We start from the raw sequence: 16858 nt of genomic DNA on the forward strand, positions 1-16858 counted from the left end.
GCGCGGGGCGCTCGACGTACCGTCGACCACCAGACGTCACGATAAGTCCGCAATACGGACAAGAAGGTGTGAACGTGAATAGTGCCCTTATTCATCTTTGGAACCCACTAAAAGGGCAGCCGCTCACCCGCCGACGTGGATCCCCGGCCGACGCAGCGGGTCCCGCTCGGTCCGACGGATGATCTCCCGTACCACCGGCGGGGTGTCTCCACGGCCGAGGATGAGATAGCGCGCCAGGTGCGCGATCGGACTCCCCTCCGACCACTCGAAGTGCGCGTGCGGACGTACCCCGGTGGCGTCGCGCAGGGCCAGCAGGATCGCGGCGATCGCGTTGGGCGCGGCCGGGCTGCTGGCCCGCAGCACACGAAAGCCCCCCACCTCGATCCCGTGCACCTGCAGCACCTGGCTGAACCCCGACGGGTCGACCACGTCGATCTCCAGGAACAGCACGTCCGCGGCCCCGGGCACCGGGTTCATCCCCCGCTGCGCCCGTTCCTTGACCGTGTACTCCTTCACCGAGCCCTGCTGCCGCTTGTTCGCGATCAGGTGCAGCTGCCCGTCGTGGGCAAGCGACTCGGTGATGAACCGACGGGCCGGCTCATCGAACTCGATCCGCTCGGCACGCAACTCGGTGGTCCGGGTGACCCGGGAGACCAACGAGACCACGATGATGCCGAGGATGAACAGCGCGGAGATGGTGATCCCGTCCGGCTGCTCGACGACGTTCTCCAGCAGCGCGTACAGCAGCACCAGGGTCAGCCCCGTGAAGCCGATCGCGGCGGCGCGCTGGTGCCGTCGGGCCGCCGAGATCGTCACCGCCACCGCGCCGGAGACCATCATCGCCAGGATGCCGGTGGCGTACGCCCCGGCCTGGGCGTTGACGTCGGCCCGGAAGGCGATGGTGATGGCCACGCTGACCACCGTGTAGACGATCACCACCGGGCGCACCGCCCGCGCCCATTCCGGTGCCATTCCGTACGAGGGCAGGTAGCGCGGCACGATGTTGATCAGCCCGGCCATCGCCGAGGCGCCGGCGAACCAGAGGATGAGCACGCTGCTCACGTCGTAGACGGTGCCGAACGCCTCCCCCAGGTAGGTGTGGGCCAGGAACGCCAGCGCCCGCCCGTTCGCAGCGCCACCAGGGCGGAACTCCTCCTCCGGGATGAGCGCCGTGGTCACGAAGGTCGTCGAGATCAGGTACACCGACATGATCAGGGCAGCGGTGGTGAGCAGCCGACGGGTGTTGCGGATCCGGGCGGCGAGTCGGGCCTGCTTGTCCGGACCATCGGCCGAGATCAGGGGCATCATGCTGACCCCGGTCTCGAAACCGGACAGCCCCAGCACCAGCAGCGGGAACGCCAGCACGGCGGTGAGCAGCACACCGCCGGGCCCGCCACCGGTCTCGGTCAACGCGGCGGTCCAGTCCGACACGATGTTCGGGTCGCCGACGATCCGGACCACCGCGACCACGACGATCACCGCGTTGAGCACCAGGAAGACCGCGACCAGCGGGATGGCGACAACCACCGCCTCGCGGAACCCGAGCAGGAACACCCCGCCGAGGATGAGCAAAAGCGCGACGGTCACGACGACCGGCACCAGGGGGCCGTGCAGGGCGTCGGGCAGGTACGGGTTCTCCAGGAGGTGCACTGTGGCGTCGGCCGAGGAGAGGGTGATCGTGATGATCCAGGAGGTCGCCACGAAGCCCAGCAGCACCAGGACGAAGATCTTGCCCCGCCAGAACGGCAGCAGCCGTTCCAGCATGGCCACCGACCCCTGGCCGTGCGGGCTCTCGTGGGCCACCCGCCGGTACATCGGCAGCATGCCGAACAGGGTGAGCGCGACGATCAGGAGGGTCGCCAGCGGGGAGAGCGCGCCGGCCGCCACCGCCGCGATGCCCGGCAGGTACGACAGGGTGGAGAAGTAGTCCACGCCGGTCAGGCACATCACCTGCCACCAGGCGTGCCTGCGCTCCTGCCCCTCGGTCGCCTCCGGGCCGGGTGGCTGCACCTGATGCTGGAAGAGCCACCGGCGCAGTCGGCTCGCCGGCGGCCCCGAACGAACGGGTGTGGGCACGCGTTCGGGCACCACGACGCCGTGCCGGCCGCTCCGGTGCGGGCGGGCCGGGTCGCGGGCCGCCCGCAGCGCCGGGTCCGGCCCGTTCGGCGTGTGCCGGCGTCCACTCCAGCGTCGTGGTTTCGCCCGGTGCTCGTCACCCATCGTCCGTCCCACCCTCACAGGTCCTGATCCGACGGTAGGCGGTGGCCGGGGGTCCGGCCTGCGGAAACGGGGACGTGGACGGCCTGCTCAGGACAGGTCCGGGACGGCGAGCAGCCGGGCCAGCGCCGGCGGGTCGGTGACGGTCATCGTGGCCGCCGGGTGCCGTGGGCGACCGCCGGGTACCAGGGCCGGCACCGGTTCACCGAAGCGCAGACAGATCCCGCCGGCCGTGCTGGTGCCGAAGCTCGCGCCCCCGTCGGCCAACGACAGGTGCGGCCCGATCACCCGCCACCAGCGGTACGGGCCGCTCAACTCGACGGCGGTCACGTTGTCCCGGCGGGTCCGCAGCCGCCACGGCCCGTACCGGATCGTCAGGTCCCGGTCGGTCACGGCCACCCAGGCGGTCGCCGGGCGGACCCCCAGCAGCGCCAGCACCGGGCGGAACGTCGGATCGAAGCGGAACGGAAACCGCGTCGCGGCGTCGGTCATCGCGCACCGGGCCGGGCGGTGGGCCGCGACACCGGGCCACCCGGCCGCAGGGGCCCGGGCCGCGCCGGCCGGGGTCGGGCGGCGGGACGGTGCCGGGCCAGGACGGTCATGGCGCGGGCGTACCCGTTGCGCGCCCGCCGACACCACCTAATCTCGCGCCGTCGCCGCCCTCCCCCACCGCCGGCCGGCACCCCCCCCCGGGCCGGCCGACGGTGGCAGACGGTCGACACCCCCCGGGCCGACCGGCTGTTCTCCCCGGGGGCCGACCGAACGTCGGGCGACCACGCGGGGTGGGTGGAGCTGGTGGGACGCACCCCCGCGCTCCGCCGCCCCCCACGGGGCGGAGCGCGGGGGCCCCCCGTCCCGACTACTGCAGGAACGCCCCGAGGGGCGAGAGCAGCAGCCGGCCGAGCGCCGCGGCGTTGTCGTCCAACCGCATGCGCTCACACTCGCGGGCGTCCGGGTCGTGCCGGCACCGCCAGATCTTCTGCGCGTTACGCCAGGCGACATCGCGGGTGTACTCGACCAGTTCCCCCTGGTACCAGTCGTCGATGTCGCCGTTGAGCATGTCGATGAGCAGCTGCCACCGCTCCAGATAGCCGCGGCGCAGGCCGGGGATCTTGTCCGCGAAGATCTTGTTGATCTCCAGGTAGTCGTGGTGCTGGTCGCTGCCGTCGACCGGCTCCGACTCCAGGTGGTCGAACGTGGTCACCAGGGCGAACGGCAGGTCGAAGTTGATGTGCGCGTTCACCCCGGCCGCCGCCGAGGGCAACGGGCGGGCGTCCGGCCCACGCATCCGCTCGAAGAGACACGACCACGCCTTCGGCGTGCCCGGGCTGGAGTCGGTCCACAGCCGCATCGCGTCGAAATACCGCGCCGCGAACTCGACGTCGAGCCGGGAGAGGAACGCCGGGTCGACGAAGCGGTCGTCGTACAGCCCGTCCAGCACACTGCTGGTGATGGTCAGGTAGAGCCTGTTGAAGTCGGCCAGTGGGCAGCTGGCCTCCAACGGAGGCAACCGCACCAGCATGTCCTGAAGCTTGGTGAGGTGATCGACCACGGCCGGCACGTCCGCGGGATGGTCGGCCAGCAGGTCGACGATGTCCCGGTGCACGGGCCCCCAGACCGGTTCGGTCATCTCTCCTCCATCGTGGTCGGCGGCCTCCCCCGTGCCGTCGTCGACGCGGCCCAGCCTCTCAGCCGACACCCGTGCACCGGATCAGTAGAACGACGTATCCCGGCGCGCGCACGGGCCTACGTACGGCCGGGGTCGATCAGCCCCGGTGGTTGCGCAGCTGGATTGCGCTGGCCTGGACGCGGGTGCGGACCTGGAGCTTGTCGAAGATGTGCGACACGTGCACCCCGATGGTCCGCTCGCTGATGAACAGCCGCTGACCGATCTCCTTGTTGGTCAGCCCCTCGGCGACCAGCGCGAGCACTTCCCGCTCCCGTGCGGTGAGCGCGGCCAACTCGTCGTCGGACTCCTCGGTGGGCGCCCCGCGGGTGGCGCCGTTGGGCTCCCGCTGCTCCAGCGGCACCCGGGCCCGCCCGGCCAGCTCGCGGATCTCCGAGGTCAACGGCACCGCGCCCAGCCCCTGCGCCACTTGGTACGCCTCCCGCAACAGCTTGCCGGCGGTGGCCACCCGGCTGCGACGAGCCAGCAGCGCCTCGGCCTGCCGCAGCCGGGAGTACGCCGCCGGGTAGGGGTGATTGCGTCGGTCCCACTCGGCGGCCGACACGGCCCACAGCTCCGGGTCGCTGCCGTCGAGGCGGCTCACCTCGGCGGCGCAGAGCGCCAGGAAGCCCTCCACCACCGAGCGCACCGGTCGGGCCGCGCCGGCGCTCTTGCGGGCCACCCGGTCGGCGACGTCCCGCAACCGGCGTACGGCGGTCGGGTCCACGTCCACGGTGCGGCTGGCGTGCGCCTCCGCCTCGGCGCGCAGCCCGTGCCAGACCAGGGCGGACAGGATCATCACGTCGTCGGAGCGACTCTCGGTGAGGCCGCGCTGGACCGCCAGCCGCGCCACGTCGTGCCGGCCCTCCCACATGGCCAGCCCGGACCGCAGGGTGAGCAGCGGGATGACGTGGCGCGCCCCACCGCCGGCGAGCAGGGTCGCCACCGCGTCGAGGTCCCGACCGGCGGCCTCGATGTCCCCGTAGCCCACCGAGAGCCGGCACCGGGCGAGCAGCAACTCGACGGCGTCCGCGCCGGAGGGTCGGTGCCGCAGGGCCGCAGCGACCACCTTCTCCGCCTCGGCCCACTGCCCCACCCGGAACAGCCCGTTGATGGCGATGGCCAGCAGCCGGGTGCCCCAGGTGCGGCCCAGCCCCAGCTCGGCCACCCGCTCGGCGCCGCGCCGCGCCACCACCACGCCCTCTTCGAGGATGTTCAGCGGGCCGGTCAGCAGCTCCGCCAGGTGCAGGTAGGCGCAGGCCACGTCCTCGGGTTGGCCGGCGCGCTCGGCGGTGTCGAGGGCGTCGCGCATGACCGCCAGGCCTGCGTCCGGGTCTTCGAGACAGGCGTCGCTGAAGCCCAGCGCCGAGCTGGCCAGCACGACCTCGGTGGCGGAGCCCTCCACGTTCTCGGCCAGCGCCAGCGCCTCGCGTGCCCGCTCGCCGGCGTCGGCGTAGCGGCCCAGGTGCAGCAGCAGCTCGGCCAGGCGCGCGGCCGCGGCGGCGCGGTCGCGCGGGGAACAGTCCGCCGCCTTCAGCGCCCGCTGGTATTCCTCCTCGGCCAGCGCCGAGCGGCCGGCGGCGGCCAGGTAACGGGCCCGACGGATGTGCAGCGCGCAGCTCGGCTCGCCGCCCCGCAGCGCGGCCAATTCCTCCAGCAGGGCCAACGCGCGGGCGTGCTCCCCGCAGTGGTGGGCGGCCTCGGCGGCGTTCTCCAGCAGCTCGACGCGGTCCACCGTCAGCGGGCCCGGGTCGGCGGCCAGTTGCAGCGCCGCCGACCAGTGCCGGTGCGCCTCGGCGTAACCGTGCAGCCGCTCGGCCTCCTGCGCGGCGGCCACCGCCGCCGGCAACGCGCGCGCCGGTTCACCGGCCAGCCGCCAGTGGTGTGCCAGTCGCGCCTGGTGCAGCTCACCCGGCGCGGCGGTCAGCGCCTCGGCGTAGCGGCGGTGCAGCCCGGAACGCTCGGCCGGCAGCAACTCGTGCGCCAGCACCTCGGCGACGAGGCGGTGCCGCAGGCGGTAGCCGTCGTCGGCGCCGACCAGCAGCCGGTGTGCCACAGCGGCGCGGGCCGCGTCGATCAGCTCGTCCTCCGGCAGGCGCAGCACCTGGGCCAGCAGCCAGTGCTGCACCGGCTCGACACCGGCGGACACCGCGTGCACCACCGCGTGCGCGTGCTGGGGCAGCGCGTCGACCCGGTCGAGGAAGATCTCCCGCAGCGTCTCGGACAGACCGTCGCGGCCGTCGCGCAGGTCGCGGGCCAGCTCCTCGATGACGAACGGGTTGCCGCCGCTGCGCTGCCACACCTGCTCGGCCGCCTCGGCGGACAGCGTCCGGCCGACCACGGCGGCGGCGAGCTCCTCGGTGTCGGCCCGGCCCAGCGGCGCCAGGTCGAGCACCCGCACCGTGCGCAGCCGGCGCAGCTCGGTCAGCACCCGGCGCAGCGGGTGCGCGCCCTGCAACGACTCGGCGCGCACCGCCGCCAGCACCGAGAGCTGGAGGTCACCGAGCCCGGCCAACAGATAGAGCAGCAGCTGCCGGGTGCTGCGGTCGACCCACTGCAGGTCGTCGAGGATCAGCACCAGCGGTCGGCCCTCGGCGATCAGGTGCAGCCCGCGTGAGACCCGCTCCAGCAGCGCTCCCGCGCCGTCCGGGCCGGCGGTCTCGTCGGCGAACATCTGCAACAGCCCTCGCACCGCCGAGGAGGTGCGGGCACGCGTGGACAGGTCGGCGTCGAAGCGCCTCAGCGCCTGCAACAGCGGGTGCAGAGGCGACGCGTCGCCGATGTCCAGACAACTGCCGGTGAGCACCACGGCGCCCTGCTCACGCAGCCGGTCGCCGATCTCGCCCAGCAGCCGGGTCTTGCCCACACCGCTCTCGCCGGTCAGGAAGACGGCGGCGGTCTGCCCGAGCGCACCGTCACCGAGCAACGCGGACCGAACCGTCTGCACCAGCTCGGCCCGACCCACGAGCGGTGCGGTGTCCACATCGCTGGCCATGGCACGCAGCCTAATCACAGGGCCCCTCACCGTTCTACGGCCACACGTCGCTTGTGGTACTCCTCGCGTCGACTTTGCGACTAAAGGTTGCGGGTGGCCGACATACGTCGTTCGGCAGATCCCCCGTGAGCCCAGGAGTGCCAATCTCCGGAGGTCATCAGGCATGAGCGGGGAGAAGGGCCGGTGCGATACCCATGACCACCATCATCGTCGACGCGCAGCGGACCTCGACCCCGCACTGGCCGGTGCCCCAGGAGAGACGCACAGTCACTGTGCTCTTCGCCGACATCGTCGGCTCCACGGCGTTGGTGGACCGACTCGACCCGGAGGACGTCCGCGCGCTGCAACGGGCCTACTTCGACACCGTGGCCGGTGTGCTGCACCGCTGGCAGGGGGTGGTGGAGAAGTACGTCGGCGACGCGGTGATGGCGCTCTTCGGCGCCCGGCACTCGGACGGCTTCGACGCGTACCGGGCGGTGCGCGCCGGGCTTGAGATCCAGGCCGCGCTGGACCGCCGCCCGATGGTCGGCGACAGCAGACTGCGGGTCCGCGTCGGTGTCGCCACCGGCGAGGTCGTGGTCGACCTGGGCAGTGCCGTCAGTGGTGGGCACGGCGTGGCCAGCGGCGCGGTGATCACCACCGCAGCCCGCCTGCAGGAGTACGCGCCACCCGGCGCCGTCGCGCTCTGCGCGGCCACCGCCCGGGCCACCGCCGGCCTGATCACCCAGCGTCAGCTGACGCCGGTGTCGGTCGCCGGCCGGGTGCCGCCGATGCCGGTCTGGCACGCCGTCGGTCCGGTCCGTCCGGGCACCGACCGGCACGACGGCCCACTGATCGGTCGCCGCCGCGAGCTGGCCACGATCCGCGACCAGTTGAGCCGGGCCATCCGCGAGCAGGACCCGCGCTGGATCTCCCTGGTCGGCCCCACCGGCAGTGGGCGAAGCCGGCTGCTGCACGAGTTGACCCGTGGGCTGACCACGGTGGACGGGATGCCGGTGCGCTGGTGTGTGGCGACCTGCCAGCCGTACCCCGATCAGGTCATGGCGCCGGCCGCCGAGCTGCTCCGCGGCCTCGCCGGGGTGCGGCACGGCGACGGCCCGGCGGTGGTCCACGACCGGTTGGTGGCCGCCCTGGCGTCGCTGTTTCCGCCGGAGCGCGTCGCGGCGGCGATCCCGGCCCTGCAGCGGTTCCTGACCACCCCGGACGGCTCCTCGGCGGCGCTGGCGGGGGCGGCGATCTGCCGGGACGTCCTGCTGCGTCTGGCCGCGCACCAGCCGCTGATCGTCGCCGTGGACGACGTGGACCGGGCGGCGCCGGCAATGAGCCGTTTCCTGCACGCGCTGTTCAGCACGGCGACGGCGCGCGGATTGCCACTGGCCCTGATCACCCTGCACCAGCCGCAGTGGGCCGACACCCGGCCCAGCCCGGCCCGACGGGTGACGATCGGGCCGCTGGCCACGGTGCAGTCCGGGCGGCTGCTGCGCCACCTGCTCACCCGCGCCGGGCAACCGGTGACCCTCGCCGACCGGCTGCTGCACCTGGTGGGGGGCCGACCCGGGCACGCGGCCGCGTACGTGCGGTCGATCATGGACGGTGCCGACCGGATGACGCTCCCGCTGCCCGAGGCGGTCCGCCGGGCCGTCTGCGCGGAGCTGGACCACCTCGACGGTGAACGGCGGGCGGTGCTGATGGCCGCTGCCACCATCGGCGGTGTGATCTCCGGCGGTGCCGTCGACCGGGCCCTCAGTTGGGCACCCGGCCGGTCCGCGCCGGCCCTACGAGGGTTGGTCGCGGCCGGGCTGCTGCTCCCCCGGCGTGCCGACGGGTACGCGTTCGTCGCGCCCGCGCTGCGCCAGGTCGCCGCCGAACGCTTGCCCCGCGCGTTGCGGGCCGTCTTCGGCCGACGGGCCGCCGAAGCGCCGCCCCTCGACACCGTCCGCCCAGACGCCGCCCTTCCCCGTGACCACGCCGCGGCCGACCGTGCTGGGTCCGGCCGTGCTGCGGCCGAGCGGGCTGGGTCCGACCGCGCTGGGTCCGATCGGGCTGCCGTCAGCGGCTCGGGCGTGCGGCGCGCCGAGGTCGTGCCCCTCGACGTCGTTCGGGCCCGGGACGGCCGCCTCGACGTCGTCCTCGCGGTGCCGCCCTCCGGCCCCACCGACCCGCTGCGCCGAGGCCTCCCCAGCTCGACAATGGCCACCTCACCGACCGCGCCGACCGGCGGAGCCAACCGATCGTTGGGCTTCCGCCGGCTCCGGGCCGTTGCCTCGGCTGGCGACGTGCCTCCGACCCGAGTGTCCGCGACACCGAACAACGCGGGCGGTCACTGGCCTGCGGCCCCCGACCGGTCCCCGGCAACGATCCGCGCGGTGCCTGCCGTGCCGGGGCCGGCCGGACGCACAGCGGCTGCCGCTGTCGGGGCTCCGCCGGACGTGGTGCGCACCGGACCGCGCCCGCCGTTGATCCGCTGGCCGACCGGCCTGGCCGCCTCCGCCTGAGGGACCGGCGTCGTTGACGTTGGCAGCTGAGCAACTCGACACGCCGAGCACCCGTCTGCTGAGCTGCCACTGATCGGCACGACCGTCCCGAGCAGGTCTCGGGAGCGAGTCAGGACGGACGCCCGCCGAACTGCCAGCGGTGCACCTCGACGTCGGCGTACCGGTCCACGGTCAGGATGGCGCGCGCCGCGTCCGGGGTGGGTGCGCGGAGCAGCGCGGCGGTGCCGAGCCAGGTGTCGCCGTCGTCGGACAGCAGCGGCCCGTACGCGATCAGCTCGTCCGGGTCGCGCGGCACGGCCAGGTCGACGGCCGGCCCCGCGCCGAGGCCGAGCACCAGGTACCGGTCACCGCCCGTCCGACCACCGGGGAAGTCCCACATCGTGCGGCCCAGCGTGTTGCGCCACCGGCGCAGCAGCACATCCCGGTACACGCCGGCCTGGTAGTTCGGCTCGTCGAAGGCGAACGCCCGTGCGGCGGCCGGACCGGGCACGTCGACGATGTGCACGCTGCCGGTGGCCGTGTCACCGGACAGTGTCGGGCCTCGGGCGATCATTTCCGCCGCGTACCGGTCCATGTAGGTCCAGTGCTCGGCCAGCAACTCGTCGCGCAACGCGGCCGAGTCGGGCCGGTCGCGGTGATAGCACAGGAACTCCATGCCGCACATTGTCGACGCCGTGCCCGATCCACTGCCGGCCGGGCGCAGGCGAGTCGTCCTACGGCACGGACCCCGAGGCCAGCAGCGCCGCAGTGGGGAGCGCGAGCAGGCCGTCCGGGTCGCGGTAGGGGGCGGTCAGCTCGTCGTACGCGGCACGGATCCGCACGATCATGGCCGCCGGTTGGGTCTCCATCAGCAGGCCCGGCCTGCTTATGCCGTTGGCGGGGCCGCTCCACCACGCCTCGGGGTCGGTGCGATGCGCCCAGGTGATCGTGTCGCAGCGCACGTCGACGAGGCCGGCGGCGTCGAGCAACCCGGCGAACCCCTCGGGGGTACGGGGAAAGTCCCTCTCGGCGTCCACCCTCGGCACCGACGTCGGACGGTCGACCCCGGCGGCGTCGAAGACCTCGCCCCAGAGGCTCTGCGCCTCGGGCGGCGGGGCGGGCCAGATCGTCACCGCGATCCGACCGGCCGGCCGGACGACCCGTCGGAGCTCACCGATCGCGGCCAGCGGGTCACCCACGTGATTGATCACGAAGTTCGCCACGGCCGCGTCGAAGGACCCGGAGGAGAACGGCAGGCTGGGCAGCGCGGCGAGGCGGACCTCCTCGGCGGACGGGACGCGGCTGCGTGCCAACTCCACCATGCTGGGCTCGGCGTCGACGGCCACGACCCTGGCACCGCGAGCGCTCGCCAACCTGGCCACCGTCCCGGAGCCGGTGCCGGCGTCCAACACCCGGGTGCCCGCGCCGACGTTCGCGGCGTCCAACAGCGACGGGGCGGGATGGGCACAGAGCGCGGCGAGGCTGCGGTCGTACGCCGCCGCGCGCCCCGCCCAGCGCGACCGCTCATGATCGTCGAACGCCGTCGTCGTCATCGCCACACCCCGCTCAAGGATCTTGATGTGGCGCCACGATATCGAACAGGGTGCGTCCGGGGCGGCGCGCTCGCACAACCCGCAGGGAACGGCTCAGGGCCTCATCGCTGCGGAGGAATGGCGGCCCTGTCGCCCGCCGAGATCGTCGTCTCGGCGTCGGCGTCGGCGTCGGGCTTGGGGCGAACCCCTCGCCCGACGCTGGCGCGAGGCGGCCGCCACCGGACTTTGTGCCCCGTGACGAGGGGATGGGCCTGCGGTGCGCCGGCGCGGATCTGCTGCTGAAGCAGGTGCAGCGTCGGCCACCACTCGGGGTGGCTCTCCACCACCTCGTCGAGGATCGGGCTGTGTCGCAGCATCTCGGCCGGCCAGTGATGCCACGAGTGGGCGAAGTTGAAGGCGGGCAGCAGCGAGGCCATCTGAAGATTGCACTCGAGCACGTCGCCGAGCAGTTCCGCGAAGGTCAACAGCTTCGGCCGCTCCACGTCGTCTGGCGTGCAGGGCTTCCCGTCGAAGAAGTACGGCCGCGCCGACGGGTCCTGGAGCAGACGTTCGTGCCAGGAGCGAATGAGGTTGTTGACCTCGACAAGCGCGGTAGCCGAACCGATGCCGTTGTTGATGCGGCTCTGCCTGGCCACCTCCCGTGTCTGTAGCGCGGAGAAACACAGCGAGACCGCGACCAGCACCAGACCAACGACGCTCAGGACCGTTTCGTTCACGCCGGCAGCCCTTCGATTGCGAGAGTCCGTCTGTCCTCACGCTACGGTGGCGGCACAACCACTGACCGTGGCTGAACCTGACGCTCAGCAGGCGGCCAGGAAGGCCAGCACCCGCGGCCAGGTCGCCGCGGTGGCGTCCGGGGAGTGCTCGGCCAGGCCCGGGTCGGTGAACAGGTGCCCCACCCCGGGGTAGCGGAAGACCGTCAGGTCGGCAGCGGCGTCGGTGAGCGCCTGCTGCCACTCGTCGACCTCGTCCGGCGCGTCGTACGGGTCGGGGTCGGCGAGGTGCAGCTGCACCGGCAACCCGGCCCGGACCGCGTCGGGCGCGCCGCCGGTGCCGTGCAGCAGGAGCAGACCCGCGGCGTCAGGGCGCTCGGCCAGCAGCGCCCCGGCCACACCGGCGCCCATCGAGAAGCCGGCGAGCACCGTCTCCGGTGGGAGGTCGCGCAGCGCTGCCCGGGCCCGGTCGAGCACCACCTCCTGGCCAATCTTGTCGAGCAGCGCGAAGCCCTCCTCGACGATGTCGGTGGCCGGCACGCCGTACAGGTCGGGGGTGGTGACCTGATGGCCGGCGGCGCCCAACCGGTCGGCGGCGGCGCGCACGGCGGGTCGCAGGCCGTACACGGAATGGAACAGCACGACGTGTCGCATCACGTCATCCTGCCGCAGCCGACCGCGCGCCCGGCGCGGCCACGCGGGGCGAGCCTCAGACGAGTGCCGCCAGGCGCGCGACGAGGTCGGTGGGTGGCGGCATCGCGGCGATCTCCTGGCTGACCTGCCCGGCGGCGACGCGCAGGCCGTCGTCGGTGAGCAGCCGGGTCAGCGCCTGCGCGGTGATGTCCCGGGGGCGCAGGGCCAGGCCGGCGCCCCGACGGGCCACCAGCTCGGCGTTGTGCCGCCGGTCCCCCGGGCCCACTGTGGCCAGTTGGGGCAGGCCGGCGGCGAGGGCTCCGAGGGCGCTGCCCGCCCCGCCGTGGTGGACCAGCGCCGCGCTCGCCGGCAGCGCCTCGTCGAGCGGAATCCAGTCGACCACCCGCACGTTCGCGGGCAGCGACCGCGCCGACCGCTCGTCCGGGCGGACGAGCACGATCTCGGCGTCCACGTCGGCGGCGGCGGCCACCACGGCGGGCATCGGCCCCCGGTCACCGGGGCCGGTCAGGGTGCTGCGGGTGACCAGGATCCGGGGCCGGTCACCCGGCTCGCGCAGCCAGGCCGGCAGCTCGCCACCGCCGACGTAGGACGCGTAGCGCATCGGCCAACCGCCCTGCACGGCCACGCTGGGCGGGGCCACGGCGAGGGCGGCGACGGGTGGCGGCAGCTCACTCAGGCCGTGCCGGCGCAGCGCGCCGCCGAGTCGGGCCACTGTGGCGCCGACCAGGTCCCGGCCGTCGAACAGGGCGTTCTCCTGGCGTACGGCAGGCACGTCGAGCCGCGCGGCGGCCACCGCGCCGGCCACCGCGAACGGTTCGTGCAGCACCAGATCCGGCCGCCACCGGGTGGCAAGCGCGACCACCGGGTCCGTGAGCCGGTCGTTGAGCGCGCCGAACAGCAGGCCGGCGCCCCGGGTGCCTGCGGTGCCGGCCAGCTCGGCACGCGCGATCAGCGGATGGCGGGGGAAGACCCGCAACGCGATCCGGCCGAAGTCGAAGCCCGGTGCGATGTCGTGCACGGGCAGACCGGCGCCGGCGGCGGCCTGGCCACCACCCCCGGTGGCCAGCAGCACGTCGTGGCCGGCGTCGCGCAACGCGACGGCGAGCGGCACCAGCGGAAAGACATGCCCGACCAGGGGCGCGGAGACCACCAGCACACGCATGAGCAGGATCCTATGTCCACGACGCACCGGGAGTCAGGACTCTCGACGCCCTCGACCAACCAGTTGCCCCACAACCGGGGCAGCTCTACAGGAGACAGACCTGCGGCCCGGTCCAGGACGGGACCGGGTGTCGGCCGTGGGTCAGCCGGCCGCCCGCTGGTCGACGATGCGGCGCATCTTGCCCATCGACCGCTCCACGGCGTCCGGGGCGAGCACGTCGACCGCCACGCTCACACCGATGGTGTTCTTCACCAGCTGGACCAGCGTCGCACCGGCCCGTTCGGCGGCGTCCACACCAACCCCGGCCCGTCGTTCCACCCGCACGGTCAGCGTGTCCAACCGGCCCTGCCGATCGAGTACGCACTGGAAGTGCGGCGACAACGGCGGGGTCCGCAGGATCAGCTCCTCGATCTGGGTGGGGAAGATGTTCACCCCGCGCACGATCATCATGTCGTCCGTCCGACCGGTGATCTTCTCGATCCGGCGCATCGGGCGGGCGGTGCCGGGCAGCAGCCGGGTCAGGTCGCGGGTGCGGTAGCGCACGACCGGCATCGCCTCCTTGGTCAGCGAGGTCAGCACCAGCTCACCCCGCTCACCGTCGGGCAGCACGGCCCCGGTGACCGGGTCGATGATCTCGGGGTAGAAGTGGTCCTCCCAGACGTGCAGCCCGTCCTTGGTCTCGACGCACTCGGTGGCCACGCCGGGACCCATCACCTCGGAGAGCCCGTAGATGTCCACCGCGTGGATGTCCAGTCGCTGTTCCATCTCCCGGCGCATGTCCTCGGTCCACGGCTCCGCCCCGAAGATGCCCACCCGCAGCGAGGTGGCGCGCGGGTCGACGCCCTGGCGCTGCATCTCGTCCACGATGGCGAGCATGTAGCTGGGCGTGACCATGATGACCTCAGGTTCGAAGTCGCGGATCAGCATGACCTGACGCTCGGTCATGCCGCCGGAGACCGGGATGACGGTGCAGCCCAGCTCCTCGGCGCCGTAGTGCGCGCCCAGACCCCCGGTGAAGAGCCCGTAGCCGTACGCGACGTGCACCCGGTCGCCGGGACGGCCGCCGGAGGCGCGGATCGACCGGGCCATCAGTCGCGCCCAGGTGCGCAGGTCGTCGCGGGTGTAGCCGACCACCGTCGGTCGGCCGGTGGTGCCGGAGGAGGCGTGCAACCGGGACACCCGCTCCCGGGGGACGGCGAACATGCCGAACGGGTAGTTCTCCCGCAGCTCCGCCTTGCCGGTGAACGGGAAGCGGGCCAGGTCGTCGAGGTCCCGGCAGTCGTCGGGGTGCACCCCGGCCGCGTCGAACGCCCGGCGGTAGTGCGGCACGTTGTCGTACGCGTGCCGCAACGACCAGCGCAGCCGTTCGCGTTGCAGGTCACGCAGCTCGTCGATGCCGGCGCGCTCGATCGGCTCCAGCTCCTCCGCACGAGGGGTGCGGTCCTGCATCGCATGCCTCCTTGGCGCGGCGGTCCCGGTGGGGCTGCGGGTACCGTACGCCGCCGTCGCCCGGTCTGTCGGGGCGGTCAGCGGGCGGCTGGCAGCCGATGCAGGGCGTCGCCGCCCTGGTCGAGACGGCGGCCTGACCCGCTGACACGAGGACGCCGGGCCGGGCGGATGCCCGACCCGGCGTCACCCTGATCATCGCCCTGCCATCCTCTCGCAATTGCAACTTATGTGCAACAAGGTCTGGACAGTACGCCCGAACGGTAACTAGCCTTCCCATCATGAGTCCTTACATCACGGATGCGTGGGCCTGGCAGGAGAGCTGGGACCGTCAGCAGGAGGCCTACCTACCGGACCGGGAACACCGGTTCACCGCCATGCTCGACACCGTCGACGCGGTCCTCGACGGTCGGCCGCCACGAGTGCTCGACCTGGCCGGCGGCACCGGCAGCATCTCGCTGCGCACGCTGGCCCGCTTCCCCGGCGCCGAGGCGACCCTGCTGGATCTCGACCCGGCGCTGCTCGCCATCGCCCGCTCGTCGCTGGCCGACCGGGCCACCATCGTCACGGCCGACCTCGGCACCCCCGACTGGCGCGACGCGCTCCCCCACCGCGAGTACGACGCCGTCCTCACCGCCACCGCCCTGCACTGGCTGCCGGCCGAACGGCTCGGACAGCTCTACGCCGAACTGCGGGACGTGCTGCGACCGGGCGGGGTCTTCGTCAACGCCGACCACATGCCGGACGACAGCCTGCCGGAGCTGACCAAGCGGCTGATGGACCGGGCGAGGGACCGACGCAACGCCCGGTACGCGGCCGGCTCGTTGCTGTCCTGGTCGGACTGGTGGAAGCAGGCCGGGGCGGACCCGGTGCTGGCGCCTCTGGTCACCCAGCGGCAGGACATCTACCCGACCGGGCACAGCCCGGAGTGGAACCCGCCGGTCTCCTGGCACCTCGCCGCGCTCACCGCCGCCGGTTTCAGCGAGGTCGGCACGGTGTGGCGCGGTGGCGCTGACGCCGCGGTGGCGGCAGTTCGCTGACGCCGCCGTCGCCGGCACTACGCTGAAGAGCCGTGCCAGAGCCATCCGAGCCACGTAGCGACCCCGACGTCGACCTGCGCGTCCCCGCCGACCGCCGCGAGCTGACCGTGCGCCCCACGACGGTCCTCGCCGCGATCGCGGCCGGCGGGGTGCTCGGTGCGCTGGCCCGGGCCGGCCTGCAACACACCGCCCCGCACCCGCCGACCGGCTTCGGTTGGGCGACGTTCGCCATCAACACGTCCGGCTGCCTGCTGATCGGCGTGCTGATGGCGGTGCTCGGGCACCTCGGCGGCGGGCACCCCCTGGCTCGCCCATTCCTCGGGGTCGGCGTGCTCGGCGGGTTCACCACGTTCTCCGCCTACGCGGTCGACATCCAGCAGGCACTGGTCGCGGGCGCGCCGGGCACCGCGCTGGCGTACCTGGCGGCGACGGTGCTCGGGGCACTCGTCGCGGTCGCGCTGGGCGACGCCGTCACGGCGTCGCTGCTGAGGCGGCGGGCGGCCCGATGACCGTGCTGCTCATCGCCCTGGGCGCGGCCGTCGGCGCGCCGTTGCGTTACCTCACCGACCGGGCGGTCCAGACCCGGCACGACTCGGCGTTCCCCTGGGGCACGTTCACCGTCAACGTGGTCGGCTCACTGCTGCTCGGCGTGCTCGTCGGGTGGCCGGCCGGCCCGGCGCTCACCGCGCTGCTCGGCACCGGGTTCTGCGGCGCGCTGACCACCTACTCCACCTTCAGCTACGAGACGTTGCGGCTGGCGCAGGGCGGTCACCGGCTCCTCGCGCTGGCCAACGTCGTGGGCAGCGTCGCCGTGGGGCTCGCCGCGGCCGCCGCCGGCTACGCCCTGGCCCGCCTCCTGCTGGGCTGACCTCCGGAAAATGGCGCCCCGACCGGGGGACCCTCCGAGGACACACCGAGGGTATATACGCGAGGTATAC

The 16858-nt window shown here is 73.4% G+C and carries 14 protein-coding genes; 4 read left to right on the top strand and 10 right to left on the bottom strand.

Annotation, left to right across the window (positions count from 1 at the left end; all coding sequences use genetic code 11):
* Positions 1-123: 123 nt before the first annotated feature.
* From KBX46_RS00405 to KBX46_RS00420, 4 genes are all read right to left on the bottom strand, one after another.
* Positions 124-2220, bottom strand: a complete 2097-nt coding sequence (locus tag KBX46_RS00405) for an APC family permease (protein ID WP_210789538.1) — start codon at positions 2218-2220, stop codon at positions 124-126.
* A gap of 87 nt (positions 2221-2307) precedes the next feature.
* Complete coding sequence (locus KBX46_RS00410; RefSeq protein WP_210789540.1) at positions 2308-2709, bottom strand: hypothetical protein; 402 nt, start codon at positions 2707-2709, stop codon at positions 2308-2310.
* A gap of 367 nt (positions 2710-3076) precedes the next feature.
* Positions 3077-3847, bottom strand: coding sequence for a DUF5995 family protein (locus tag KBX46_RS00415; RefSeq protein WP_099857509.1), 771 nt, complete (start codon positions 3845-3847; stop codon positions 3077-3079).
* A 136-nt stretch (positions 3848-3983) separates the two neighbouring features.
* Positions 3984-6878 (bottom strand): LuxR family transcriptional regulator, encoded by a 2895-nt coding sequence (locus tag KBX46_RS00420; RefSeq protein ID WP_210789542.1) that lies wholly within the window; start codon positions 6876-6878, stop codon positions 3984-3986.
* A 194-nt stretch (positions 6879-7072) separates the two neighbouring features.
* Here KBX46_RS00420 and KBX46_RS00425 point away from each other — a divergent pair, with 194 nt between their 5' ends.
* Positions 7073-9373, top strand: a complete 2301-nt coding sequence (locus tag KBX46_RS00425) for an adenylate/guanylate cyclase domain-containing protein (protein WP_210789544.1) — start codon at positions 7073-7075, stop codon at positions 9371-9373.
* A gap of 109 nt (positions 9374-9482) precedes the next feature.
* On the opposite strand, the gene KBX46_RS00430 is transcribed toward KBX46_RS00425, so the two are convergent.
* From KBX46_RS00430 to paaK, 6 genes are all read right to left on the bottom strand, one after another.
* Positions 9483-10028, bottom strand: coding sequence for a YciI family protein (locus KBX46_RS00430; protein ID WP_210789547.1), 546 nt, complete (start codon positions 10026-10028; stop codon positions 9483-9485).
* Positions 10029-10086: 58 nt separating this feature from the next.
* Complete coding sequence (locus tag KBX46_RS00435) at positions 10087-10905, bottom strand: class I SAM-dependent methyltransferase (protein ID WP_210789549.1); 819 nt, start codon at positions 10903-10905, stop codon at positions 10087-10089.
* Between the two features lie 101 nt (positions 10906-11006).
* The gene (locus tag KBX46_RS00440; RefSeq protein WP_210789551.1) at positions 11007-11621 is read right to left on the bottom strand and encodes a hypothetical protein; all 615 of its coding nucleotides are present in this window, start codon (positions 11619-11621) and stop codon (positions 11007-11009) included.
* 84 nt (positions 11622-11705) lie between these two features.
* The gene (locus KBX46_RS00445; protein ID WP_210789553.1) at positions 11706-12272 is read right to left on the bottom strand and encodes a dienelactone hydrolase family protein; all 567 of its coding nucleotides are present in this window, start codon (positions 12270-12272) and stop codon (positions 11706-11708) included.
* A gap of 55 nt (positions 12273-12327) precedes the next feature.
* Positions 12328-13434 carry a nucleotide disphospho-sugar-binding domain-containing protein gene (locus KBX46_RS00450; RefSeq protein WP_210789560.1) on the bottom strand — a complete coding sequence of 369 codons (1107 nt, stop codon included), beginning with the start codon at positions 13432-13434 and terminating at the stop codon, positions 12328-12330.
* A 141-nt stretch (positions 13435-13575) separates the two neighbouring features.
* Positions 13576-14883: a phenylacetate--CoA ligase PaaK gene (paaK, locus tag KBX46_RS00455; protein ID WP_210789563.1), complete on the bottom strand. Its 1308-nt coding sequence runs from the start codon at positions 14881-14883 to the stop codon at positions 13576-13578.
* A gap of 278 nt (positions 14884-15161) precedes the next feature.
* On the opposite strand from paaK, the gene KBX46_RS00460 reads away from it, so the two are divergent.
* From KBX46_RS00460 to crcB, 3 genes are read left to right on the top strand one after another with little or no spacing between them, the layout of a single operon-like run.
* The gene (locus KBX46_RS00460; protein ID WP_210789565.1) at positions 15162-15920 is read left to right on the top strand and encodes a trans-aconitate 2-methyltransferase; all 759 of its coding nucleotides are present in this window, start codon (positions 15162-15164) and stop codon (positions 15918-15920) included.
* A 32-nt stretch (positions 15921-15952) separates the two neighbouring features.
* A complete protein-coding gene (locus KBX46_RS00465) occupies positions 15953-16429 on the top strand; it encodes a CrcB family protein (RefSeq protein WP_210789567.1) in 477 nt (158 codons plus the stop codon).
* On the top strand, positions 16426-16788 hold the full coding sequence (crcB, locus tag KBX46_RS00470; RefSeq protein ID WP_210789571.1) for a fluoride efflux transporter CrcB: 363 nt from the start codon (positions 16426-16428) through the stop codon (positions 16786-16788). Before KBX46_RS00465 ends, crcB begins: the two co-directional genes overlap by 4 nt.
* Positions 16789-16858: the final 70 nt, after the last annotated feature.

The sequence above is a fragment of the Micromonospora sp. C81 genome (genome assembly GCF_018070425.1).
GTDB lineage: Bacteria > Actinomycetota > Actinomycetes > Mycobacteriales > Micromonosporaceae > Micromonospora > Micromonospora zamorensis.